Here is a 25,615-nt window from a genome sequence, read left to right as displayed (position 1 = left end):
AGGGTATGGGGTATTTTTATTTTAAACATATTAAAATAAAAATATTATCCAAATAAAATATATATTGAAATAAAAAATCACAATATATGTATAACATGTATAATACTATATAATAAAATCCTAAACATTACAATATCTTTACTTGTTTTAACATATTTTTACATAAAATTATAATATAGTTTATTATTCAATATTATTTGTATAGTTATATAACTATACAAATAAAAATTATGAGGTTAATATTTTATGAACAAACTCAAAAGCTTGAAGGTGAAAATACCCCTAACAATCATTTCTGTAGTAGTAGTATTTATAGTGGCATTAATTGTAATAACTGATATAAAAGCTTCAGAAAGTCTTAAAAAAACAGCATTAGACGGATATAATAATATTGTTTTCGGATATGCTTCTCTAATAGATACATGGTTTGATGAACAAATAATTATAGCAGAAACTTACGGATCAAATAAAGAATTGATGGATTATCTAAAAAATAGCAGTGAAGTAGAAAAAGAAGCAGCTTATAATAGACTAAAAAAAATACAGTCAATAAATAAATATGCTATTAATATAGGATTAACTGATATTGATGGTAATATAACATTAGATTCAACTGATGAAAATTATATAGGTAAAAGTATTTTTGATTTCAATGCTGATTTAAAAGATAAATTAAATTCTGAGAAAAATACTATCTTCTCAGAAGAAATAACAAAATCTTCTATAACAGATAATTGGTCTTTAACTTTAATTGAAAAAGTGTTTGATGATAATAATCAATTAATAGGACATCTTTATATTATTTTCGACTGGGCAAAATTCAATATACAGCATGTAGAGCCTTTAGTTGTTGGAAAAACTGGCAATATGTTTATGATAGATAATAATTTAATTTGTAAGATACATAGTAAAACTCAATATATAAATATTTCAGCACCTTCCGAATTAAAAGGCGGATTCGATTTAGGAAAAGGCGTTTTCCATTATGTTTGGGAAAATGAAAAAAGAGTATCATCTGTAATTACATTAAAAACTTTACCTTGGGTACTTGGAATATCAGTAACTGAAAAAGAAATTTATGAACAAAATCAAATACTTCTAATTATAATAATATCAATATCATCAGCAGCTATATTGATATTATCAGCATTCATATTCCTATTCATAAAATCTATAACAAAACCATTAGACATATTAGTAAATTCAGCAAAAGAAATAGCAAGCGGAGATTTGAGAAACACAAAAGAAAGCATAAATCGTGAAGATGAGTTAGGAGAATTATCCAATGCATTTACATATATGAGAAATAAACTAGTTGATACTATAAAAGAAGTAGAAGTTTCAGCAAACAATATCAGTACAGTTGCTAAAGGTTTATCCGAACAAAATAATAATTTATCAAATAGAACAGAAAGCCAAGCAGCAAGTATAGAAGAAACTTCAGCATCTATGAATGAAATAACAGCTACTATAAAAGATTCTGCGGATAATTCTATAAATGGAAATAAAATGATATTGGATGCAAAATATTCTATAGAAAATGCAGGAAATATAATATTAGAAACTACTTCCAATATAGAAGAAGTAAATGAAGCAAGCGATAAAATAAAAGATATTACAAAAATCATTGAAGATATAGCATTTCAAACTAATATACTCGCCCTTAATGCTTCCGTAGAGGCTGCACGTGCAGGAGAACAGGGAAAAGGTTTCTCTGTAGTTGCAAGCGAGGTAAGAAATCTGGCTCAAACTACACAAACTTCAGTAAAAAGCATAACAGAGTTAATTGAAAACGTATCTGATAAAATAGATAAAGCAACAGGAACAGCAAGAGAATCTCAAAAAATATTTGTAGATGTGCAAAATAAAATCAATAAAGCTTCAAAAATTATGAAAGATATAAGTCAAAATGCAGTAGAACAGCAGAATGGTGTAGATCAAGTAAAAATAGCCATTTCTCAAATGGATTCTGACACACAGAAGAATGCTTCTTTAGTAGAAGATGCAGCATCTTCAGCTAAAACATTGTTTAATCAATCAGAAAAGCTTATGGAAACTGTACATTTATTCAAGCTTCCTGTAAAATAATGCTTAATATTTGAAAACTATATATTTATACATTTGATATTTATTGATTTTCGTATAAAATAGCATTAAATATTTTTATATAAGGTATAATATGTCATTTACATTTAATGTATTAAAAAACAGTAGTCAAACTGCAGCAAGACTTGGAAAAATAAATATTAATGGAATAGAAATAGATACACCTGTTTTTATGCCTGTGGGTACAAAAGCAACAGTAAAAGCTTTAACACCACTTATGATAGAAGAAACTGAAAGTAAAATAATACTAGCAAATACATATCATTTAGTATTAAAACCTGGACTTGAAGTATTAAAAAAATTCGGCGGAGTTAAAAAATTTATGGGCTGGAAAGGAGCTATGCTTACAGATTCCGGCGGTTTTCAGGTATTTTCTTTGGCAAAATTAAGAAAAATCAATGATGACGGAGTGGAATTCAGTTCTCATATAGATGGTTCTAAATACTTTTTTACCCCTAGAAGTGTAATGGAAGCTGAGCATATTATAGGGGCAGACTTTATAATGTGTCTTGATGAATGTTCTAAACATGATGCTTCTTATGAATATGTAAAAGAAGCAATGTTTAGAACACATAAATGGGCTAAAGAATGCAAAGAATATCATGACAGTACTCCAAACAGTGAATATCAGTATTTAGGGGGCATCATACAGGGCGGAATGTTCGATGATTTAAGAAAAGAAAGTGCTGAAACTCTAGTGAATATGGATTTTCCTTTCTATTCTATAGGAGGACTTTCTGTAGGTGAAACTCCTGAACAAATGCATGAAGTACTTTCTAAAGTTATGCTATACACTAACAAGCAAAAACCACGTTATTTAATGGGTGTCAGCGAGCCTAGAGATATACTTAATGGTGTTATGGAAGGTATAGATATGTTTGACTGCGTTATGCCTACTAGAAATGCTAGAAATGGAGAGGCATTTACTATGAATGGAGTTGTGAGGATAAGAAATTCCAAATATAGAATGGATGATGAAGTGCTTGAAGAGGGCTGTGATTGTTATACTTGTAAGAATTTCTCTAAAGCATATCTTAATCATTTGGATAAAACACATGAAATACTATTTTCTATACTTATGACTATACATAATGTAAGATTTATGCAAAGATTTATGAAAGATTTAAGAAATTCTATTGAAAATGATGTATTTTCCGATTATAGAAAGGATATGATGAATAAATTTTATTAAAAATTTATTAGTTTACATATTTTACAAAAAGTTGTATTATATAACACAAAATAATTAAGCGAGTTTATTTATGGCAGGTAAATATGATAAGCAATTAGCTAAATATAATGATATTTTATCTAAAAAACCAAATGATCCTCATGCTTTAGCTATATTGGCTAGAATAGCAATTAAAGAAAATAGAATTTCAGATGCAGAAAACTATTATACTGCTATTTTACTTAAAATGCATAATCATCCCGAATCATTATATATGATGGGATTTATCAATATGAAAAGAAATAAACATACTACAGCTATTAATTATTTTAAAAAACTTTTAGAAAATGGTAAAGAAAATGTTTTTATATATGAATATTTATCTTCAATGGATAAAGACAATAGAAGAGAATATTTAGAAAAAGCATTGGAATTATCAAAAAATATGAAAATAAAGTCTAAAGATTATAAAAGATGTTCATATATTGCTTTTCAATCTTATGCTTGGAAGGAATATGATATATCTTTTGAATATGCAAATTTAGCTTATAATGCAAAGCCTACAAATGATATAATTAACCTATTAGGCTGTATATATCATCATAATGAAGATTATGATAAGGCTCTTTCTCTTTTTCATGAAGTAAATGCTAATTATGAAAGTAAAAATCCTTATGTATTATGCAATATATCTTCATGCTATAATAAAAAAAATAGTAATAAAATGGCTATAAGATATTTAGAAAAGGCATTGGAAGTAAATAATAATGATAAGGTAATATACTATACTATAGGTTCTATATATGCTTCAACAGGAAATAAAAAATTAGCAATTGAAAATTTTGAACATGCTTTAAAAATTAATGAGAATTATGAAGAAGCTAGAAAGGCTTTGGAGGCTATTAAAGAATAATATTTTTATATAAAAAAATAAATAAAAAACTTTCAATATTAGTCAAATTAGTATATTATAAGTAACTAAAATATAGTAAATGAATGGGGTATTGCAACTGTGAATTTTTTCGATTATATAAAATACAATTTATTTAACATAAGAACTCCTGAACTAGTAGAAAAAATGCGTATGGAGGAGTATTCTGATAGAATATCCAAACAAAAATATAATTTTGTAGATTTAAAAACTAAATCATTGACAGTTACATGTGCAAAGTTTATATTTGAGATGTATAAAGTAGTAGGTCCTCTACTCAATCCATTAAAAGAAGAATTTATAGTAAAAGATGGAAAACAATTTTCATATTATTTGATAGAAGTATCTTTCAGTGATGAAATGAAAGAATTATATGCTACTTTAAACAGAGATTATATGATGTCTCAAATACAAAGCGGTAAAAACCCTAATGCTGTATTTAATGAAGTAAAAAATAATTTTGTAAAATTTAAAAAATTTATAAGCGGAGAAAGCGGAAAAGAAATAAATTTAACTTTTAATTTACTTAAAGATTTCGCCCAATTATCTAATTTTGATTTCTTCCTATTTTTGAGAGCTTTTTGCCCTTCATTTGTAGAAGCAGCTTATAATTCTAATCCTCAATTTAAACCTAGCTCAAATATGCAGATAGTTGATGATTTAGTAAAATTGGATTATGCTGTAAATTCTATAGTAATAAGGAAAGAATTATTATCTGCTTTAAAGGTTTTTCAGCAATATTTAGGAATGCCTGCTATACCTGAAAAAAATATTAAATCATTCTTAGCAAGAGTTAAATATCTTCAAACTCCTGATGTAATGCATGATATTATAGTTTATTTACTTAAAGATTTTACATATAAATGCAGTATAAACCCTTCTAATGTTAATATATTTGTAAATTACATAACTGATTTCACAAATAATTTGAAAAAGGATATGGACAGTATTGTTGCTGAAATCAAAAGCAGTAAAATTGCTGGAATGAGAAATAAGATATTTAATGGCATAGAAATATTGAAAATGTCTAATGTAAATGAAGAGAAAAATGAACAGCTTGAAAAATTTGATTGCCCTATATTTACATGCGTAGAGCCACTTCAGTATATAAAAACATTTATTATAGAAATGTTCGATATAAATTACAAAGATCCGCTTAATGATATGTTTTTGGGTGCTGAATTTGTAAGCAAAGATAGAAATTCTCTAGGATTAGATGCTTTCTATATTTTAAATGATTCAAGAGAAATGATACAAAAGTTTGATACTATGCTAAGTCCTGAATCTGAAAACTTCAAGCGTCTTAAAACTTGGATAATATCAAAAAATAAAGCAAATGCCAATAAAGATTTAATAGAAACTATGGTAAATAAAATTGATACTGAAGGAAATAAAATAGTTCTAAGCGTTTATAATTCAGTAATAGATTTAACTACTATAGTAAAAAATATTGTTGAAGACTGCAGAAATAATACCAAAGTAGAAATTACTAATGCCAATAAAGTGCAGTATTTACCTAAATTCAATCTTGATATAGCTAAAAAAATGCTTGATGATTTTGATAACTTTATTGCTCTTATGAAAAACTTCGTAAGATAAAATATTTTTTAATTGGAAAATTTAATAATGAATAAAAATACTAAAACCATCATACAGGTAGTTATAGGAATTATTATAAGTGTTATTTGTTTATATTTTGCTTTCAGAGGAATAGATATAAAAGAATCTATAGAGATAGTAAAAAATATAAATATTCCATATTTTATTATTTCTCTTGTATTGAGTGTGGTTATTATAGCATTAAGAGGTTTGAGATGGGAATGTTTTATTCCTTTAAAAAAGCCTATAAAAAAAAGAACTGTGGTAATGGCGACCTATATAGGATATATGGGAAACAATATACTTCCTGCTAAACTTGGAGAGGTAGCAAGAGCTTATATATTAGGAATGAAAGAAAATGTAAGCAAATCTGCATTAATTGCCTCTGTAGTTACAGAAAGACTTTTCGATGTTATAACAGGAGGTATTATATTAACTATATCTGTAGTATTTATACCTAATTTACCTGAAAAAGTTACTTATGCTGCTATTGCTTTATTTGTTTTATCAATAGTTGGATTTTTGGTATTAATATTTTTAGTGTGGCAGAGAGAATTTGCACATAAAGTTTTTCATAAAATTTTTGGAATACTCCCTAAAAATATCGGAGATAAACTAATCGAGTTTTCATGCAATTTTATAGATGGAATAGGATTTAAAAATGATCCTAAGCATATATTTTTAATATTCTTCTATACAGCTTTATATCTTATAGGACAAATACTTACAATAAGCTTTTTAATGACAGCATTTAATATTAAAGCTAGTCCTATAATAGCATTATTTATGTTTGCTGTAGGAGGATTTGGTTTTGCTGTACCTTCTGCCCCATCAGGAATAGGACCTTTTGAATGGGCAATTGTATTTGGACTTTCTCTTATAGGAATAGAAAAAACTGTAGCATTTCCTTATGCTCTTGTATACCATATGATGGGAATCGTACCTATAGTAATAATAGGATTCATATTCTTATTTATGTTAGGCGTAGATTTAAAGACAGCTACTAAATGTGATAATAATCAAACAGAATCTAAAGAACAAAATAATGCATAAATATCATAAACTTGATATTATAACCATATGACGTTCTTTATCTCTTGATTCAAGTTTCTTTATTTCTATATTATATTTATTTTTTTGTATATTGGCTTCTTTTAATTCTTCTTCTATTTTTTCTTTCTTGCCTTTATACAAAACTAATTTTGATTTTTTTGTTTTTAATTTATTAAATATTTTTAAAAGTGTTGCTATATCTGAAAAAGCTCTTGATGTAATAGTATCATACTTTTCTTTTATCTCATAAGCATTTATACATTTTACTTCTATGTTATTTAATTCTAATTTATCTTTAGCTAATCTTAAAAACTCAGCCTTTTTATTTTTAGATTCGCATAAAGTAAATTTCTTATCATTAAACACAATAGCAAGCGGTATAGAAGGAAGTCCTGAACCTGAACCTATATCTATTATATTATCATAATCAGCAAATATATCTAAAGCAAGAAGACAATCAGCAATATGATCATTAAAGAAATCTTCTATAGTTTTTGCTCCTGTAATATTAACATTTTTATTATAATCTATTACTAGAGAAGCATACTCTATAAGTTTTTGTTTTTGATTTTCATTAATTTTTATACTACTTCTGATATTGTCTAATAGTAAATCAAAATCCATAATTACCAGCCTAATTTTTTAGCATCTTGTTTAGCTTTATCTCCAGCTGATACATTTGTAACATTATAACGAAGTTCTCTCTTATCAACTTTACTTTTCATTATAAACTCTTTAGGATAAGGTATATTATTAACAGTTGTATAAGAACCTAATTCCACATTGACAACATTATCCATAAAAGCAGTAGAAAAACTTCTTACTCTGTAGGTAGATGCTGAGAAAACTATAGTATCTACCCTATCATTATAGCCTATTTCTAATGTATGCCAATTCTTTCCTAAAGTTATATTACTGCTTACTATTTTTTTAGACAAATCTATAAATTTATAATCAAGTATATCCGCATAAACTTTAGGGAAACGCATAATAGGAGCTTCCAATGCGAATTCATCGAAATTTCTTTTTAAAGGGGCTTCTGCTTCAGGCAAATCTAATGTAAGACTATTATTATTAACCTTAGCATCAAATATAAGACTTCCTAAAAGTCCATCAACAACATTCATATATTTATTATTACTATTTTTATAATAATTAACTAGCATAGGCATTTGATCTAAATCATCACCGCTGTAAAAAGCTCCACCTGATGAATATATGCTTGTAAAAGGAGATTTTGAAAACCTAGTAAAAGCCTCTTTCATCACTTCCTTTTCATTTTGACCAAATACTAAACTAGAAATTAATAAAAATATAATAAATATTATAATATTCTTTTTCATCATTATTTATAAACCTCTTAAAAATAGATATAGAATATAAAACCTATTTATTCTTTCTCTGTTAAACTTTCTATTCTGTCTTTTATTCTATTTTCATCATAATCGAATTCTTTTTTATATGAAGATATTGATTTTCTATAATATTTAAGAGCATTTTTATAATCATTCTTAGCATAATAAGTATCAGCTATATGAGCATATATCTCAGCTTTAGAATCATCATCTACATATAAAGCAGCTTTTAATAAGTTTTTCAAAGCATTATCATAATCACCTTTCTTATAATAAGCAAAACCTAAAGTGTCTATATAATGAGGAGAATTAGGCTCTAACTGAACAGCACTTTGAGAAAGTTTTATAGCTTTATCCAAATCACTGCCTAATGAAACCAATGCCCAAGATAAACTGTTCATATTTTCTGCAGAACTTGTATCCTGAGAATATTTATAATTAGCATATAGTAATGCCGAATTTGTATTATCTAATGCTAATGATGTTACATAAGGAATATTTATTCTATAATCATTAGTATTTGATTTATTATTGCTGAAATATTCAAAGTCTTCATCTAAATATTTATTGGCATTAACTTCATCATTATTCATTAATGCTGCATAAGCTTTTAAATAGCTGTAAGAATATTTTTCTTTTTCATATTTTTCAATAGCACTTATAGCAAGTTCGCTTTCTCCTATATCGCTTGCTGTCAATACTAAAGATACTAATTCATTTTCTTTTATATTTTTATTATCCAAAGATAAATATTTATTTAACATCTCTTTTGATGATTGAAAATTATTTTGATTTTTAAACTCTAAAGCAGCCTGTAAATATAAATTATTAAATTTTCCGCTATTATCATAGCTAACTAAATTATCTATATGCTTAGGTAAAGCATCTATATTTTTTATCATTAAATAAAATGATATTATATCCATTTCAGAATTCATTTTATTTTCTTTACTGCCTACTTCATAAATCATTTTATAATATGCCTGTATAATATCTAAATCTATTTCCCTTCTGTCTAAATCAGTTTCGATAATATTAAGGGCATTACTATATCCTGAACTTTCTGCTTCTGAAATAATAGATAATATCTTAGGAGTATTAGGATTTGCTGGGTCTATTTCTTCAAATAAACCGTCATCATATTTATCAGACATAAAACTTAAATATGCACTCAAAAATAATCCATCTTCTATATCCATACTATTAGAATAAGCTTCATTATATTTTTCTAAAGCCTGATAACTCTTTACTATACCATAGGAAGCAGTATATTTATCGGCTGGTGATAATTGAACATTTTGAAGTTTATTGAATCTGCCTATAGCACTGGAAAATCTGCTTAAATAAAACTCACTCATACCATAATAAAAATTATAATAACTTAAATAATTGTTATTATTACTTGGTTTTTTAGTTTCATCTACTTTAGAAAAATAATATACAGCTTTCTCAAGTTCTCTTTTTTGATAATAAGTATAACCTAATAATATTAGAACATCATTATTAGAATTATCTATTTCATAAGCATATTCTAAATAATATCTAGCCTTATCAACATTATTCATAATAAATATATTTCTTTCAGCAGCTTTAAATAATATATCAATATCTTCAGGAGAATCAAAAACTAAATTATCATAAATTCTAGAGCTCTCATAATATTCTCCTAAAGCCTCATGAGTTTCAGCTAATGTTATATATATCTCTTTATTTTGTACATATTTAACAATTTCCTGAAGTATTACTTTAGCACTTTCCAAATCTTTAACAGTTTGTTCTGTTAAAGTTTTACTTGCCAAAGCACGCTCTTTGTAATATAAAGCCAAACTATATGCAGCTTTTGCCTCTTCTTCACTTTTTATATATTGAGAATCTTTAAATACATTTTCATCTTCTTTATTTGACTGCGAAAATAAATTAAATGCACTAAATATTAAAATTGCTAATACAATACAAATTTTTCTGATAAACATACTAAATACTGCTCCGTAATTTAAAGTTTACATAATTTTAATATATATCAATACAAAACACAAGACTTTAATTTTAAATATAATACTTTATTTATTCATTATTATTTGCAGGGATTTCGGATTCACTTTGTACTGATTCTGTTGTAAATACTTTTTCTAATAGATCTTCCAATCTCTTATTAGTATAATAATCAGCTTTCGCTTTTGCAACTATCTCTAAAGTATTTTTTCTAGGAATTTTTACAGTCTCACCCATAAATATATTATAATTGCTCTTCATAAGTTTTATACTTTCATACCCCATAAGAACAGCCACCAAACAAAAACGCCTATAACCAGATGCTTTTTTATCTATTGCCATAATATATTCTATAGAATTCCTAAACTCAGCCATAGCTGATTCTACCATCTTAACTAATATTTCCATAGATTTATCCATATAAGCACCATCTTCAAAATATGGAGCAGGATTCTCATTTTCAAATAAACTTATAGGCCAAAAAACTCTTTTCTCTTCATAATCTAATTTAGCATCTTTAATAATATTAACTTTCTGCAAAAATCTTCCCAAACTTTTAGCTTTCTCTCTATCCAATTCCATATTATCCAATATTTTTGAAAGCTCAGTAAGATAAAGTCCTACAGTACCGGCAACATAATAACAATAATCATCTAAATCTTCAAATGTTGATATGGTATGATCCTGATAATAAACCATACCATAACCCATTTCCCTTAAATATGAAATAGATATATTTTTTATCTCCTGTTTAAAAGTAAAAAAAGATTTTAACACAATATCTATATTTTCTATTAATACTCTATCATTTTCATTTATGGAATGTGCTATAACTACATTTTTAAAATTTTCTAAATTATCAATATTTTCTGTTTTTAATATATTTATAAAAGCAGTTATTAATGTTTCTTTATCTTCCGCACTATGAGTAGAATCTTCTATTGTATCTATTATTCTAGCAAGCAAATACTGAACTTCAACTTTATTTTTTTATTCTTATCTAATAATGGTATAGTCAAAGCAAAGCTTCTTGAAACTAAATCTAGTAAATATTTCGTATTAATTTTTGTTGCCATATATTTTTCCTAAGTTTTATTTTATTTTTTTTAGTAAAGATACACAATGAACTGCTATGCCTTCTCCTCTGCCTATAGAATCCATTTTTTCATTAGTTTTAGCTTTTATCGAAACATTTTCTATATCAGTTTTAAGAATTTTGGATAGATTTTCTCTCATAGTGTCTATATATTTTCTTAATTTTGGTTTTTCTAATATAATTGTAATATCAGTATTAGATATTTCATAATTTTTTTCTTTCATAATCGAAACTGTTTTTTCCAATAATACAATAGAAGAAATATCTTTATATTGTTCATCATTATCAGGAAAATGACTTCCTATATCTCCAAGTGCCAATGCGCCTAATATAGAATCTATCAAAGCATGAATAACAGCATCTGCATCTGAATGACCTTTTAACCCCAATTCATAAGGAATTTCTATTCCTGCCAATATCAATTTACGATTCTCAGAAAATATATGTGAATCGTATCCGTAGCCTATTCTCATTTAATAATATCCTTATATTATACTGTTTAAATTATACTAAAATAGATTAATTTGTCAAATTATTTTATATAGTGTAATTACAATGCATATTCATTAATTATATAAATTTCAAACAAATAATTAAGTATGATTTGTATAATAAAATAGATACTATATTTATATATAAAATAAAAAGAACTAAAATTTACATATATTAGTTGAATGAACATAAAAAATTTATATAATACTATACATAGAAAAATATAAAATATATGGAGAAAGAAAATGAAAAAAATAGGTCTCTTACCAAGAATTATTATAGGTATAATTCTGGGTATATTAGTTGGTATGTTTCTTCCTGCTCCTGTGGTGAGAATTTTTGTAACTATAAGTAGCATATTCAGTTTATTCTTAAATTTCATTATACCTCTTATGATAGTGGCTTTTATTGGTTATGGTATTGCAAATCTCACAGAAGGTGCAACTAAATTAATAGGGATTACAGTTGCTATATCTTATGGTTCTACTTTATTAGCTGGAAGTATAGCATTTTTAGTAGCTTCTAATCTTTTCCCTACTCTTTTAGGTGCTGCCGCTTTAAGCAGTGTAAAAATTGAATCTGGCTTAGACAGCTATTTTACTATACCTCTTAAACCATTATTTGATGTTACATCTGCTGTAGTATTTGCTTTTATATTAGGTATTGGTATAACAATGCTAAGACCTAAAAAACAAGGTGAAGAATTATTTTCTATAGTAAGAGACTCCGAAGAAGTTATACAAGCAATTTTAAAAAATATAATAATCCCTATACTTCCTTTACATATTTTAGGTACATTTGCTAATTTAGCTTATGCCGGAAGTATACAGCATATACTTATAATATTTGGTAAAGTATTTGCTGTTGTTATTACTCTTCATATACTTTATATTACCGCTTTATTTATAATATCTGGATTAATAGCAAAGAAATCTCCTTTAATGCTTATTAAAAATCAGATTCCCCCATACTTTACTGCTGTAGGTACTCAAAGCAGTGCTGCAACTATACCTGTTAGTTTAATAGCTGCTGAAAAAAATGGAGTATCTGAACAGATTAGAAAATTTGTAATACCTCTTTGTGCTACTATACACTTAGCTGGTTCTATGATTACATTAACTTGCTGTTCTACTGCTGTTATATTAATTTTAGGACAAAATCCTACTTACAGTTCTATACTTCCTTTCATACTTATGTTGGGAATAGCTATGGTGGCAGCTCCTGGTGCTCCTGGCGGTGCTGTTATGAGTGCTTTGCCTTTCTTCTATATGATTGGAATAACTGGAGAAGAATTACAAGGTTTGATGATAGCATTATATTTGACTCAAGACTCATTTGGTACTGCTGCTAATGTATCTGGTGATAATGCTATAGCTGTATTTGTTGATTGGTTCTATCAAACTAGAATAAAAAAAGATGCCGCTTGATTTTATTAAATTAAAATGAGAATATAAAAAAGGATAGTTCTTTAAAAGGGCTATCCTTTTTTATTATAGTTTTTATTACATATGCCCACCCTTTTTCCTTATTAAATTTATATGCAGTTTAACTGATCATTTCTTATAAACTAAATCAGAAAATATAGAACCCACCCGAGTTTAAATTAAATTTTCAATCTCTTTAACGCACGGTAAACAAAACTTATTATATAGTTTAAGTGCTATTATTAATTCATTTATATTTATAGTATTATTCTGCGTGCGGTTGAGATATTATAAATCTTAATAAAATTTTGGGTGGGTGCTGTAATTACAGATGAAAACAAAAAAATAAATATAATACAAAAATATCAGATGAGTTTAAAAAGCCTAAAGGGTGGGATTTAAAATAAAGCTAAAAACCTAATTTAAAAAATATAAGTATTTTAATTTTATTTACATAAATGAAAGTTTATTAAATTTTCAATACACATAGCATAACAAAGTAAAATTGATTTATGAAAAATAAAATTTAATTATAAATTAGATAATTTTTTTATTAACATTTATAATAAATAATTGTTATAATATTTAGTATGAAAAAGATAATTCTCACAGCACTTTTAATAATATTATCATCTTGCAGAAATTCTATAACATTAGTAGAAAAAATTTCAGATACACCAACTGAAACTATACCAGACTTGGAATATGCTCTAAAAATAGATGAAGCTAATCCTCAAAACATGGAAGAAGCATTAAAAAGATATGCCGCTGATCATAATGGGCAATACAAATTAATTTTTACAGGCACATCAACAAAAAATATGATATTTGGACTTCAATAACTCAAATGCTTGAAAAAATTTCTTTAAAAAATATAAAAATAGAAATATCTCTTGATAATGTAATTTTCCCAAACAATAAAATCCCAGATAATTTGTTTGGGGCAAATGCTGTAAATAAGTCAATAGTAAAAATAACATTTCCTGACACTATAACAGAAATAGGAGAATATAGCATTTATTGTCCTGAATTAACTGAAATAACACTTCCAAGTAATTTGATAACAATAGGTAACCGAGGACTTATAGGATGTTATAATCTAAAATCATTAAAACTTCCTAACTCATTAAAAACAATAGGAGAAGCAGCATTAAACCAATGTGGCTTTTCAAGTATTGAAATTCCTGATTCTGTAACTTCTATAGGTAAAAGTGCTTTTGGCGATTGCGAAAATTTAGTAAATATAAAATTACCAAATAATTTAGAGACAATACCTGATAGTATGTTTGAAAGCTGCGGATCTATTAATACAATAACTATACCAGCTTCTGTAAAAACTATAGAAAAATATGCATTTTATTCCTGTAAAAATTTTGAAAATATAAGATTTCTAAATGATGATCCAAAATCAATGACAGTAGGACAAAGTGTATTTTCATACTCTCCATTAAAAAATGTCTATATACCTAAAAGCAGCACAGCATCAGATGTAGAATGGAGAAATACTTTAGGTATTGGAGTATCTGTAAATATCATAAGGGAATAATATAAAATTTTTGGGTTTATATTAAGTATTATATTTCTTAATACAAACCCAAAATCATAAAATTCATTATATTAAATTTTGAAATATATTTATTTTATTAATCCTATATCTTTTCTATAGTATTTATCTTTGAAATCTATTTTTTCAATGTCGGCATAAGTAAGTTTTCTTGCTTCTTCTAAACTGTCAGCAATATTAACAACATTGAGTACTCTTCCGCCATCTGTGATTATATTATTATTTTCATCTAATTTAGCACCGGCAATGAAGCATTGTCCGTTTATTTTATCTATGCCTTCTATTTTATATCCTTTATTATAAGAAGCAGGATAACCGCCGGAAGCCATTACAACACAGCATGCATATTTCTTTTTCCATTTGATATTTAAAGTTGCTAATTCTCTTTTCATAGCTGATTCTATTATAGATAAATAATCAGTTTCTAATAGCTGAAGCACTGCCTGAGTTTCAGGGTCTCCCATTCTAACATTATACTCAAGTAAATATACACCTTTTTTAGTGATCATAAGTCCAAAAAATATAATACCAGCAAAAGACATTTTCTCAGCTTTTATTCCTTTTAGTGTAGGCTCTAATATATCTTTAATAAATAATTCTTCAGCTTCTTTTGTATAATAAGGATTTGGAGAAATAACTCCCATTCCGCCCGTATTATTTCCAGTATCATTATCACCAACTTTTTTATGATCCTTAGCAGATATAAAAGGTATTATAACATTGCTGTCAGTTACAGAAAGTATAGAAGCTTCAACTCCTTCCAAAAACTCTTCAATTACAACTTCATTTCCAGCATCTTTAAAAATCTTTTTTACCATTATATCTTCTAATGCATTTTTAGCTTCTTCTTTATCCTGACATATTAAAACGCCTTTTCCCAAAGCAAGACCGCTAGCCTTTATAACTATAGGATAGCTGCATCTATTCAAATATTCATCAGCTTTATTATAATCAGTGAATAATTCATATTCAGCAGTTTTTACTCCGTACTTCTTCATAAAATCTTTAGCATAAGCCTTAGAACCTTCAAGTATAGCGGCCTGTTTATTTGGTCCGAATATTTTAAGTCCGTTCTCTTCAAACTTATCTACTATTCCATACACAAGCATTTCTTCGCTTCCTACAATGGTTAAATCAATGCTTTCTTTTTTAGCAAAATTTAAAATCTCATCTATAGTAGAAATTTTAACATTTTCACAATTTTTTTCTCTTGCTGTGCCTGCATTTCCCGGAGCACAATAAACTTTTGAGACTTTTTCATTCTTAAGTAAATTATTACAAATAGCATGCTCTCTGGCACCTGAACCTATAACTAATATTTTCATATTTCTTTCCTTTTTAATTTATATAAAATTAGTATCTATAATTTTTATTATAATTTTTCTATTTCCTCTATACTTAAACCTGTATTATCACTGATAAACTTAATATCTAAACCAGATTTTTTAAGACTTTTAGCTATACTTAAAGCTTTATTTTTTTCACCCTTTTCTATACCCTTTTCCATTCCTTGTTCTATACCTTCTTTTATACCTTCTTCTCTCTCTTTTTTTAGCATTATAGTTTGCCCATATAAAAAAGCATCTCTAGCATTATAAACTTCCATCTCTTCTTCACTTGATATAAATCTCTCATATTTATCTATCACTTTTGACATTATGCTATTTACCTCCTTTAATTTATCTTTTACTTTATCCAAATCTTTAACTGTAAAAAATTCTATCCAAGATAATATTTTATTTTTCTTAATATCATCTATATCTGAAATATTTAATATTTTTATAAACCTTGGCACTTCTATTATATGCATTTGCATCATATCCAATGATACATAATGATTTTCAGTATCTATTAATTTAAAACATCTATGTGCCTTACCTTCATCATAAAAGTCCATATTAAAGTTAACAAAATTAATACTTATTACCTGACTAATAATATCATAAGATTCATTTTCATTAAGTTCACTCACTATATTTTTTGATATATAATAAAATATTCTTTTAACAAAATCTATATTGCCTGATAATTGTATTTCTATAATGATTTTTCTATTGTCTTTAGTAATTGCTTTAACATCAAGAACTGACTCTTTTAAATTAATGTTTTCGGGTAAATTATGAGGATTAATTATTTCTAAATTATGTACTTCTTGAAAGCCTGAATCTCTAAGTACGCAATTAACTATATTTTCAAGTATATCTTCATTTCCAAGAGAACCCAAAAGATAGCGTACAAAATAATCATTCATTCTGTTAATATTTCTCATGCGAAAATTATAACAAAAAGGCTAATAAAAGTAAATATTTCTAAACTTAATAAACTATAAGTTATATAAAACTATATTATTTTTATTCTTTACATTTTCACTTCTTATTATATACTATCTATATTGATACATAATAATAAATAAAATCATCAAAAACAGGACTGAATTATGAATCTTAAAGAATATATGAATATAAGACTAGAAGAAATCAATAAAACTATTGACAATGTATTTGATAAAAGCAGCATAGAATTAGAAAATAGTTTCATAGAAATGCTTAAATATCCATTGGATGCGGGCGGAAAGAGATTAAGACCTATACTTACATGTTTAGCATGCGAACTTTTTAACGGCGATTATAAAAAATCTATAATACCTGCAGTAGCATTAGAACTTATACATACATATTCTTTAGTTCATGATGATTTGCCTGCTATGGATAATGATGATTTAAGAAGAGGAAAACCTACAACACATATAAAATACGGTGAAGCTAATGCAATACTTGTAGGAGACGGACTTTTAACTCATGCATTTCAATTACTTTCAAAGACAGATGTTAAAGACAGCACTTTAAGAAAACTTTTATTTGAATTGAGTTATGCTGCAGGAATAAATGGAATGGTTATGGGGCAATTTATAGACTTATATTATGAAGAAAAAGAAATCAATTTTGATATGCTTAAAATACTTCATGCTAAAAAAACAGGTGCTATGATAAGAGGTGCTATAAGACTAGGAGCAATTGCCTCAGAAAATGATAATGATATAGAAAATATAACAAAATACGGTGAAGCTATAGGACTTGCTTTCCAAATTCAGGACGATATACTTGATGTTATTTCAGACAATGAAACTTTAGGAAAAACTGTTGGTAAAGATGAAAAAGAAGGAAAACTCACTTATGTAAAACAGTTCGGACTAGAAGGTGCAAAAGAAGAAGCCAAAAAAGTAATTGAAAAATCTATTGAATATTTAAAGCCTTATAAAGATAGTGAAGCTAAAAATATATTAATAGAATTAGCAAATTACATAATAGAAAGAAAATCATAACTATATAAATAAACATCATTACAAATGGTTAAACTCTTTTTATAACTCTCCGATAACAAAAATAAAAAATAAATATAATAAGAAGAAATTTGTAATATATTATGAATGAAATTAAAAAAATCAATTTAGAAGCAATAAATAAAAATATCAGAGCATATCCTTATGATTTCATTAATATGCTTAATAATGCTAAAGAATCAGATATAATTTTACAGGTAATAGAAACAAAATCACAGAAACCTTCTGCCAAAGCAACAAAAAATGGCAAGCAAATACTTCTTCATAGTGCTTATGACCCTATAAAAGAGGCTAACACTTTGATAAAAGAAATAGAAAATGACGAGGATTTAGATTTAGTATTTGTATTTGGAATTGGCGGAGGATATTTGATTAATGCTGTTAAAAAATTAAATGTTTCTGTCGCTGTGATTGAACCTGATATAAATTTTTTTAATACATTAATAAATAATTTCAAATTAGACAAAATACTTGAAGATGATAAAATCACCTTTTTTATAGGCGGAAATGATGATGAGGATATAGAGAAATTTATATCATTAACAACAACAAAAAAAGTAAAATTTTTTATTACAAGGTCTTATGCTACCCTATTTGCTGAAGAAGCCTTGCATTATCAAAGTAAAGTACTTTCTGTAGTAGATAAAAAAATCATTAATATAAACACTATTTCAAGATTTGATAAACTTTGGGCTTATAATATAGCTTCTAATGCAGTTGAAATTGCCACTCATTATGGAGTCAATAGATTTTTTAATAAATACAAAGATATTCCTGCAGTTATAGTATCAGCAGGTCCTTCTCTTGAAAAAAATATTACAAAATTAAAAGAGATGAAAAACAAAGCAATAATAATAGCTGTTGATACTGCAATGAAACCTTTATCATCCCATAGCATATCTCCACATTTTGTAATTACAATAGACCCTCAAAAGAAAAATTCTAAATATTTCAGGAATATTCATTTTAAAGATACTGTATTAATATCTGAATCTTCTGTTGATCATGAGGCTGTAGAATCATTCAATGGATCAATATTTTTTATAGATTCAATATTCCCGCTTGCAAAATATTTTATGAAGCCTTTAGGGGATAGAGGCGATATTACTATGGGAGGAAGCGTTTCCACTGCCGCTTATGATTTTGCTGTAAAAATAGGAGCTAATCCTATAATAATGGTTGGTTTGGATCTCTCTTTCCCTAATCATCAAACTCATATAAAAGGAAGCTATCATGAAGAAAATTTCTTCACCGAAATAGGAAAGCTAGATTCTTATGACAGCAGAATATATAAAGTACTTGTTTCCGGGAATTTAAGAGAAGAGAAAAATATCTATGGTGAGAGCGTATTTACTGATTCAAGATTCGATATGTACAGAAATTGGTATGAAGCTCAATGTGCCAATAATAGTAAAATAAAATTCTACAATGCCACTGAAGGCGGTGTAATAATAAAAGCAATGGAGAATATTACTCTTCAGGAACTAATAGATAAATTTGATGATATAAACATACAAATAGATAAAAATGACAAAAATACATCAGACAAAACAAAAATACTAGAGAATTTAAAAAACGGATTAATAAAAATAGATAAAGAAATTACATCATTAAAGCCTTATGTTGAAGATGCTATTAATTTATGCTATACGATAAATGATGAGTTATCAAGGCATAGAAAAGTAGATAAGCTCATTTCTAAACTAGATGAATCCGATGCTAAAATACTCACTATAAGCAAAGTTAATGAATTTTTAGGTATTACAATGCAAAAGACTATCAAGACTATAACAGAAGGTTTTGATTTTAAAGATGAAACTATGCATAAATCTATAATAAGTTCTTTCAAATTATATGAAGCTATGAAAGACAGCATTGATTTTAATCATTATATAATAGAGCGTGCATTAATAAAGATAAACAAAGAATTATAACTTTTTATACGCACGGTTAGATAAATTTCAAATATAATAAAAATTAGAATTCAAAATAAAATAATATTTTTAAACTTTGCTCACCGTGCGGTATATAATGCTATAAATTTAAAAAAATCTAGGGCGGGGCTATAATTTCTACAGTAACAAAAAACAAATTTAAATTTCTATTTCAAAATAAATTAATAAAAAATAATGGGCGGGAATGTAAATAAATTTTCTCATCTTATTATTTACTGATTAATAAACATCACTATATATATTTTTAATTTATATTATGATATAATAATCATATATAATTTTTCTCATGTTATTTTCTTTTTTGCCGATAAAGAATAATAATAGTATTTTTTAAGGTAATTAGATATGAAATATAGAATATTATTACTTTTATTTATAATGAGCTTTTCTAATATATTCGCTCAAAATGACAACTTTTTAGATACAATTACTTTGGATAAGATAAAAAGAATTTATCCTAATGATAATGTAGTTTCTCCTTCAAGCTACACTATAAGCATGAATTTTGATTTAAACAGATACAGATTAAACGAACCTATAACTATGGAAATAAAAATACATGCTAAGAAGGGAACTATAAGTTTTACAAATTCAGTTAATCCATTTAATAATTACAGCTTTACAGTTTATGATAATTACAATAATCCTGTAGTATCATCAGATAATTATACTATTTGGAAATATAAAAGTGAAAGAAACTTAGATAATTCTCAAGATAGAATAGTCACTCTTAATGAAGGAGAAACTTTCTCATATTATATAGATTTGAATAATTGGTTCCATTTCGATAAAATAGGAAGATATAGAATAGAATGCAGTTTCAACCCTATGCCTGAGATAAGTGATAATTTCTCTATGCATGCCGACACTGCTTATTTCTTATTGGAAGCTGCAAGAGTATATCAGACACAAACAAATACTGCACCTGTTTATATAACTAATAATAACAATCTTTCTCAGCAACAAGGTGTTTTATATGATTATGCTCCATCAAGCATTATATCTAATACTTTAAGTGCTATGAAAAATAGAGATTGGACTAATTATTACACTTATATGCATATGCCTTCTATAATAAGTATAAGCCAAAGATACTATGAAACTTATAGAAATAATTACAGCAATGCATATTTAGAGGATTTTACAGATACTGGAATTCGTCAAAAAGCAAGAGAATTAAGTTTTGAAAATTATTTAAGAACTCAATTCTCAGATAATATAAGTGCCAATATGTTAAGAACTAATTTTGGAAATAATTTCTTAAATAATTTGGAAATGGCTTATAAATCAAGCAATATAAGAGAGCTTGCTATAAGATTTGATATTCTCTATAGAACTTCTTTACCTGAAGACAGAAAACTTCTATTTGAAGAGTTTAAAAAATATTTAACTTCTGCTTATGACAGACAGGTAAGAAATGCATTTATAGCAGAACTTCAAAGGGATATAATTGCTACTAAAGATGCTAAACTTAAAGAACATTATACTTCTGTACTTGATATGATTAGAAAAGAGTATGATCCTGCTGTAACTTACACACTTTTAAATTATACAATAGATAAAACTACTGTTACTCAGGAATATGGCTTACAAAAAGCTGAAGTAGAAGCTACTCTTTATCATAGATACTTTAATGCAGATACAGGAGATATTTATGATCCTGTTGTAAAAAGAACTTTCGTTTTGAGAAGAATGGGAGACTATTGGTATATAGTTAACTACTATGATACTGTTGTGAACAATTAAAAAATATAAATTATTATAAAGAATAGAAAAAAGTGAGAAAATTATAATTATTTATATTTTCTCACTTTTTTTATAAATAAAATCTTATATTATATAATATATTATTGGAGCACTGATATGTCAAAAAATAAAAAAATATCCCTAATGATAAAATTTATTTTACCATTTGCTATATTTTTAACTATTATGTATTTCATAATATTATTTGTTTATAAGAATATTTATATTAATTCTTTTTTTAATACTAAAACTTTTAAAGCAGTAAGCATACATGACTTAATAGAATCAAAATTAAATAATGTAAATGAGGTAATAGATATTTTAGATTCTTACCTCAAAATAAATGATTTACCTTATGAATATTTCGGAGATGCTATAACAAATATAGCAAAACTTAGCGATGATTATATGAATATATATTTTGGAAATACTATACCATATCCTACAGGCGGTATCTTCATAAACTCTTTAGAACCTTTCCCTCCTGATTATGATCAGACTTCTAGAGGATGGTATAAGTCTGCAGTTGGCAATAACAAAAATATTTATATAACCGATCCTTATGTTGATTTTGTTACAAAAAAAATATGTATCACTTTTGCTAAAGCAGTATACACAAATAATAATCAGTTAAAGGGTGTAGTTGCTATAGACTTTGCCAAAATGGATGATATAGTTCAGAACACAATTTATGAAGAAAATGTAAATCTAGTTACTAAAAATGGTATGTTTATTAATAATACTGATGAAAATAAAATATTAAGTGAAAATAATAAAATATTTAATGATATTAATTTCCCAAATATTCAGCAATATATAATTGATGGTAAAAATTATACAAACATATATAAAAATAATTGGTATATGGTACAAAAATTGGAAACCGTTCCTTGGAGTATAGTATTAAGCGGAAATTTATCTCAAGTACAAAATCAAATAAAAGCACTTATGTTTATATTATTATTTGTTCTTATAATAATAATTTTGTTAGAAAGTGTTTTAGTTGTTGTAATAGTTAACCCTATAACTGCTTCTTTAGATCAGGCTATAGCAAATATAAAACTTATGAATGATGGTTATTTCAATAGTAATTTCAATGAAAAAATGCTTTCTAAAAAAGATCAGACAGCTGAATTATACAAAAATATCAAAAGCATGCAGGACAATATAGGAAAAATTGTTTATAATTTGAAAGAAAATATAAATAATATAAATTCTTCTATTGATACCATACAATATGGAAGCAAAAATTTATCAGACAGAACAACATCTCAGGCAGCATCATTGGAAGAATTATCTGCCTCAACAGAAAGTTTATCTAACTCTTTGAGAAACACCTCTGTTAATACGGAACATGCTAAGAATATGAGTTTAGAAGTAGCTAATTCTACATTAACAGGTGTAGAGGCTGTTAATGTTATATCTAATAATATGGCTGAAATATCAGAATCTAGTAAACAAATATCAGATATAACAAAACTCATTCAGTCAATAGCTTTTCAAACTAATATATTAGCACTTAATGCCTCAGTAGAAGCTGCAAGAGCTGGAGAACAAGGAAGAGGGTTTGCTGTAGTAGCAAGCGAGGTTCGTTCTCTGGCACAAACAGTTAATGAAGCGGCTAATAATATTACAAAAATAGTGAATGATACTGTTGCTAAAATAGAACATGGTAATGAGTCAGTAGCATATTCTACAGATGTTCTTCAAAAAATTTCATCTTCTGCTAAAGAAGTGGTTAATATATTAACAGAGATAAGCACAACTGCTCTTAATGAACAAAATAGTATAATGCAGATTAATCAAACTATAATATCTTTAAATAGCATCACTCAAGAAAATTCATCAATAGCTGAAGAAAGTGCTAGTTCAAGCAATGAGGTAAAAAATATGACTGAAGATATAGTTAATGATATAAATTACTTCAAATTTAGTTAGAGGTAGGAAATATTTTTAATTAAATTATTATTATTGTTATGCTCGTGACGAAGTCCACCTTTGGTGCCCTACAATAATCTAGCGAGTAAACTCACTAGCTGGCTACGACTCGCTTTTATATTTTAATTCTAATATTTAAAAATTATTATTTTACAGTATTGCAAAAAGAAAGATTTTATAATATAATATATACTTACTTATATTTTACTTTTAATGGGAGAAGCAAAAATGAAAAAAGATATACATCCTCAATATTTTGAAACAGATGTAAACTGTGCTTGCGGTGCTAACTTTAAAATTCACTCAGTACAAAAAAGTTTACACGTAGATATTTGTCATAACTGCCACCCTTTCTTTACAGGAAAACAAAAAATTCTTGATACTGCTGGAAGAGTTGATAAATTTAAAAAACGTTATGGCTTAAAAAAATAATATATGAAAGTAAATTGTATAAAAAATAATTAGTTTAAGTTATTTTCTTAACTTAGGCTAATTATTTTTTTATTAAGAACATATTATCTTTATTAATCAAATAAAAAATAATCTCAATCTAAATAATAATTAAATATTAGGATTCATCATGAAATTTATAATAGAAGATAGAGTATTCGAAACTCTAAACGATATGTGTGTTGCTGTGATAATTGCAAAAAGAATTAATAATCAAAATAAAATAAATGATATATCAATAATGCTTAAAGAAAGTATTTCAAATGCTGAAAAAGAATTTGAAAATATAAAGATAAAAGAAAGCGAATATATAAAATGTTATAGAGATGCTTTTCAAAAACTAAATATCAATCCTAATAAATTCATGTGTTCTATAGAAGCATTACTCACAAGAATATCAAAAAATAAAGGAATGCCGGAAATAAATTCTGTAGTAGATTTAGTTAATGCTGTTTCTATTAAATATAAACTTCCTATGGGTGCTCATGATTTAGATTCTATGAACAATGAAGATTTTTATATTAGATATTCTGTAGATGATGATACATTCCTTCCATTTGGAGAAACTGAAACAGAAAAAGTTGATAATAATGAATTAGTTTATGCTGTTGCTCATGATATAAGAACTAGAAGATGGATATGGAGACAAAGCGAATATGGAAAAATCACTGAAAACTCTTCAAATATAATATTTCCTATAGATGCTTTTATTGGTATTAATGATGATAAAGCTATCAAAGCTAGAGATGAACTTGCTGAATTATTAGCAAAATTTTTTAACTGCGATATAAAAACAGGTATTATAGATTCTAAAAATAATTATATGGAATTTTAACTTTATTCTAATCCCCACCCTTTTAAATTTATTGTTTTAATTAAAAATATAAATTTAAATTGGCTTTATTGCGTACATTGAAAAAGCACACCCGCCCAAGCGTTAATTAGATTTATAATTTTTATTAACGCACGGTAAACTAAATTTATAATATAATAAAAATCTGAATTAAAAACAAATCTATATTTTTTATCTTATTCTGCGTGCGGTAAGAATATTACGAATTTAAAAAACTTTTGGGTGGGTAGCTAAAATATCAGTTAAAGTTAATTAAGAAAAATAGTATAAAAATTACAGAATAAGTATTATAAGGCTAAAGGGCGGGCAAATATAATTATATTATAATTAAATAGTAATACCACTCATTGAATAAAATACCATGTATTTTTATCAACTTTGGCGAAGCGTGCCTACGGCAGGCGTGAGGCGGGAAAAAGAACAATAAAAAATTGACAAAATATAGTTGTTTAGGTATATACTAAAAATTTTTTAAGTTTGTCAACCGCGAGCTGCGGCACCTTCCCGCACGGTATCACTTATTCTTAACAAATGTCCTCTATACGTGCGG

The 25,615-nt window shown here is 26.4% G+C and carries 21 protein-coding genes; 14 read left to right on the top strand and 7 right to left on the bottom strand.

The annotated features are described in order from the left end of the window. The first annotated feature begins 246 nt into the window (after positions 1 to 246). From BINT_RS02820 to BINT_RS02800, 5 genes are all read left to right on the top strand, one after another. Positions 247 to 2,088: a methyl-accepting chemotaxis protein gene (locus tag BINT_RS02820; protein ID WP_041177202.1), complete on the top strand. Its 1,842-nt coding sequence runs from the start codon at positions 247 to 249 to the stop codon at positions 2,086 to 2,088. A gap of 91 nt (positions 2,089 to 2,179) precedes the next feature. Continuing rightward, positions 2,180 to 3,298 carry a tRNA guanosine(34) transglycosylase Tgt gene (gene tgt / locus BINT_RS02815; protein WP_014487042.1) on the top strand — a complete coding sequence of 373 codons (1,119 nt, stop codon included), beginning with the start codon at positions 2,180 to 2,182 and terminating at the stop codon, positions 3,296 to 3,298. A gap of 70 nt (positions 3,299 to 3,368) precedes the next feature. Next, entirely contained in the window at positions 3,369 to 4,190 is an 822-nt protein-coding gene (locus BINT_RS02810; protein WP_014487041.1) for a tetratricopeptide repeat protein, read from the top strand. A 99-nt stretch (positions 4,191 to 4,289) separates the two neighbouring features. After that, positions 4,290 to 5,807 (top strand): DUF5312 family protein, encoded by a 1,518-nt coding sequence (locus tag BINT_RS02805; RefSeq protein WP_014487040.1) that lies wholly within the window; start codon positions 4,290 to 4,292, stop codon positions 5,805 to 5,807. A gap of 27 nt (positions 5,808 to 5,834) precedes the next feature. Further along, positions 5,835 to 6,860 carry a lysylphosphatidylglycerol synthase transmembrane domain-containing protein gene (locus BINT_RS02800; protein WP_014487039.1) on the top strand — a complete coding sequence of 342 codons (1,026 nt, stop codon included), beginning with the start codon at positions 5,835 to 5,837 and terminating at the stop codon, positions 6,858 to 6,860. Between the two features lie 3 nt (positions 6,861 to 6,863). Here the strand turns inward: BINT_RS02800 and rsmG are convergent, their stop codons facing one another. The 5 genes from rsmG to ispF form a co-directional block, all read right to left on the bottom strand. Further along, entirely contained in the window at positions 6,864 to 7,484 is a 621-nt protein-coding gene (gene rsmG / locus BINT_RS02795) for a 16S rRNA (guanine(527)-N(7))-methyltransferase RsmG (protein WP_014487038.1), read from the bottom strand. Between the two features lie 2 nt (positions 7,485 to 7,486). Continuing rightward, positions 7,487 to 8,206: a hypothetical protein gene (locus BINT_RS02790; protein ID WP_014487037.1), complete on the bottom strand. Its 720-nt coding sequence runs from the start codon at positions 8,204 to 8,206 to the stop codon at positions 7,487 to 7,489. 44 nt (positions 8,207 to 8,250) lie between these two features. Continuing rightward, entirely contained in the window at positions 8,251 to 10,188 is a 1,938-nt protein-coding gene (locus BINT_RS02785) for a tetratricopeptide repeat protein (protein WP_014487036.1), read from the bottom strand. Between the two features lie 91 nt (positions 10,189 to 10,279). After that, the gene (locus tag BINT_RS02780; RefSeq protein ID WP_014487035.1) at positions 10,280 to 11,173 is read right to left on the bottom strand and encodes a squalene/phytoene synthase family protein; all 894 of its coding nucleotides are present in this window, start codon (positions 11,171 to 11,173) and stop codon (positions 10,280 to 10,282) included. Positions 11,174 to 11,299: 126 nt separating this feature from the next. Further along, positions 11,300 to 11,776 (bottom strand): 2-C-methyl-D-erythritol 2,4-cyclodiphosphate synthase, encoded by a 477-nt coding sequence (gene ispF, locus BINT_RS02775; RefSeq protein WP_014487034.1) that lies wholly within the window; start codon positions 11,774 to 11,776, stop codon positions 11,300 to 11,302. A gap of 264 nt (positions 11,777 to 12,040) precedes the next feature. Here ispF and BINT_RS02770 point away from each other — a divergent pair, with 264 nt between their 5' ends. The 3 genes from BINT_RS02770 (at position 12,041) to BINT_RS02765 (ending at position 14,765) form a co-directional block, all read left to right on the top strand. After that, complete coding sequence (locus BINT_RS02770; RefSeq protein ID WP_014487033.1) at positions 12,041 to 13,222, top strand: cation:dicarboxylate symporter family transporter; 1,182 nt, start codon at positions 12,041 to 12,043, stop codon at positions 13,220 to 13,222. A 587-nt stretch (positions 13,223 to 13,809) separates the two neighbouring features. Further along, positions 13,810 to 14,061 (top strand): hypothetical protein, encoded by a 252-nt coding sequence (locus BINT_RS15035; RefSeq protein WP_014487032.1) that lies wholly within the window; start codon positions 13,810 to 13,812, stop codon positions 14,059 to 14,061. Positions 14,062 to 14,066: 5 nt separating this feature from the next. Then, positions 14,067 to 14,765 (top strand): leucine-rich repeat domain-containing protein, encoded by a 699-nt coding sequence (locus BINT_RS02765; RefSeq protein WP_014487031.1) that lies wholly within the window; start codon positions 14,067 to 14,069, stop codon positions 14,763 to 14,765. Between the two features lie 89 nt (positions 14,766 to 14,854). On the opposite strand, the gene purD is transcribed toward BINT_RS02765, so the two are convergent. Together purD and BINT_RS02755 are read right to left on the bottom strand one after the other, a co-directional pair. Continuing rightward, entirely contained in the window at positions 14,855 to 16,108 is a 1,254-nt protein-coding gene (gene purD / locus BINT_RS02760; RefSeq protein ID WP_014487030.1) for a phosphoribosylamine--glycine ligase, read from the bottom strand. A gap of 47 nt (positions 16,109 to 16,155) precedes the next feature. Continuing rightward, entirely contained in the window at positions 16,156 to 17,052 is an 897-nt protein-coding gene (locus BINT_RS02755) for an Rpn family recombination-promoting nuclease/putative transposase (RefSeq protein ID WP_014487029.1), read from the bottom strand. A 168-nt stretch (positions 17,053 to 17,220) separates the two neighbouring features. Between BINT_RS02755 and BINT_RS02750 the strand changes: the two genes are divergently transcribed. The 6 genes from BINT_RS02750 to BINT_RS02725 all read left to right on the top strand — a co-directional run bounded on the left by BINT_RS02750 (position 17,221) and on the right by BINT_RS02725 (position 25,047). After that, complete coding sequence (locus tag BINT_RS02750; RefSeq protein WP_014487028.1) at positions 17,221 to 18,105, top strand: polyprenyl synthetase family protein; 885 nt, start codon at positions 17,221 to 17,223, stop codon at positions 18,103 to 18,105. A 101-nt stretch (positions 18,106 to 18,206) separates the two neighbouring features. Continuing rightward, positions 18,207 to 20,057 carry a motility associated factor glycosyltransferase family protein gene (locus BINT_RS02745; protein ID WP_014487027.1) on the top strand — a complete coding sequence of 617 codons (1,851 nt, stop codon included), beginning with the start codon at positions 18,207 to 18,209 and terminating at the stop codon, positions 20,055 to 20,057. A gap of 366 nt (positions 20,058 to 20,423) precedes the next feature. Continuing rightward, complete coding sequence (locus BINT_RS02740) at positions 20,424 to 21,824, top strand: hypothetical protein (protein ID WP_014487026.1); 1,401 nt, start codon at positions 20,424 to 20,426, stop codon at positions 21,822 to 21,824. Positions 21,825 to 21,941: 117 nt separating this feature from the next. After that, positions 21,942 to 23,762 carry a methyl-accepting chemotaxis protein gene (locus BINT_RS02735; protein WP_014487025.1) on the top strand — a complete coding sequence of 607 codons (1,821 nt, stop codon included), beginning with the start codon at positions 21,942 to 21,944 and terminating at the stop codon, positions 23,760 to 23,762. 228 nt (positions 23,763 to 23,990) lie between these two features. After that, positions 23,991 to 24,194 carry a 50S ribosomal protein L31 gene (rpmE, locus tag BINT_RS02730; protein WP_020004042.1) on the top strand — a complete coding sequence of 68 codons (204 nt, stop codon included), beginning with the start codon at positions 23,991 to 23,993 and terminating at the stop codon, positions 24,192 to 24,194. Positions 24,195 to 24,342: 148 nt separating this feature from the next. Continuing rightward, positions 24,343 to 25,047: a B3/B4 domain-containing protein gene (locus BINT_RS02725; RefSeq protein WP_014487024.1), complete on the top strand. Its 705-nt coding sequence runs from the start codon at positions 24,343 to 24,345 to the stop codon at positions 25,045 to 25,047. The last annotated feature ends 568 nt before the right edge of the window (positions 25,048 to 25,615 follow it).

Source organism: Brachyspira intermedia PWS/A, assembly GCF_000223215.1.
Taxonomy (GTDB): domain Bacteria; phylum Spirochaetota; class Brachyspiria; order Brachyspirales; family Brachyspiraceae; genus Brachyspira; species Brachyspira intermedia.
The sequence above is the reverse complement of the archived record's forward strand: the minus strand, read 5'-3'. Positions and strand labels throughout refer to the sequence as shown.

Coding starts and splice junctions, on each gene's coding strand:
- BINT_RS02820 (WP_041177202.1), top strand. CDS start 247: ATGAACAAACTCAAAAGCTTGAAGGTGAAAATACCCCTAACAATCATT.
- tgt (WP_014487042.1), top strand. CDS start 2,180: ATGTCATTTACATTTAATGTATTAAAAAACAGTAGTCAAACTGCAGCA.
- BINT_RS02810 (WP_014487041.1), top strand. CDS start 3,369: ATGGCAGGTAAATATGATAAGCAATTAGCTAAATATAATGATATTTTA.
- BINT_RS02800 (WP_014487039.1), top strand. CDS start 5,835: ATGAATAAAAATACTAAAACCATCATACAGGTAGTTATAGGAATTATT.
- rsmG (WP_014487038.1), bottom strand. CDS start 7,484: ATGGATTTTGATTTACTATTAGACAATATCAGAAGTAGTATAAAAATT.
- BINT_RS02790 (WP_014487037.1), bottom strand. CDS start 8,206: ATGATGAAAAAGAATATTATAATATTTATTATATTTTTATTAATTTCT.
- BINT_RS02785 (WP_014487036.1), bottom strand. CDS start 10,188: ATGTTTATCAGAAAAATTTGTATTGTATTAGCAATTTTAATATTTAGT.
- ispF (WP_014487034.1), bottom strand. CDS start 11,776: ATGAGAATAGGCTACGGATACGATTCACATATATTTTCTGAGAATCGT.
- BINT_RS02770 (WP_014487033.1), top strand. CDS start 12,041: ATGAAAAAAATAGGTCTCTTACCAAGAATTATTATAGGTATAATTCTG.
- BINT_RS15035 (WP_014487032.1), top strand. CDS start 13,810: ATGAAAAAGATAATTCTCACAGCACTTTTAATAATATTATCATCTTGC.
- BINT_RS02765 (WP_014487031.1), top strand. CDS start 14,067: ATGCTTGAAAAAATTTCTTTAAAAAATATAAAAATAGAAATATCTCTT.
- purD (WP_014487030.1), bottom strand. CDS start 16,108: ATGAAAATATTAGTTATAGGTTCAGGTGCCAGAGAGCATGCTATTTGT.
- BINT_RS02755 (WP_014487029.1), bottom strand. CDS start 17,052: ATGAGAAATATTAACAGAATGAATGATTATTTTGTACGCTATCTTTTG.
- BINT_RS02750 (WP_014487028.1), top strand. CDS start 17,221: ATGAATCTTAAAGAATATATGAATATAAGACTAGAAGAAATCAATAAA.
- BINT_RS02745 (WP_014487027.1), top strand. CDS start 18,207: ATGAATGAAATTAAAAAAATCAATTTAGAAGCAATAAATAAAAATATC.
- BINT_RS02740 (WP_014487026.1), top strand. CDS start 20,424: ATGAAATATAGAATATTATTACTTTTATTTATAATGAGCTTTTCTAAT.
- BINT_RS02735 (WP_014487025.1), top strand. CDS start 21,942: ATGTCAAAAAATAAAAAAATATCCCTAATGATAAAATTTATTTTACCA.
- rpmE (WP_020004042.1), top strand. CDS start 23,991: ATGAAAAAAGATATACATCCTCAATATTTTGAAACAGATGTAAACTGT.
- BINT_RS02725 (WP_014487024.1), top strand. CDS start 24,343: ATGAAATTTATAATAGAAGATAGAGTATTCGAAACTCTAAACGATATG.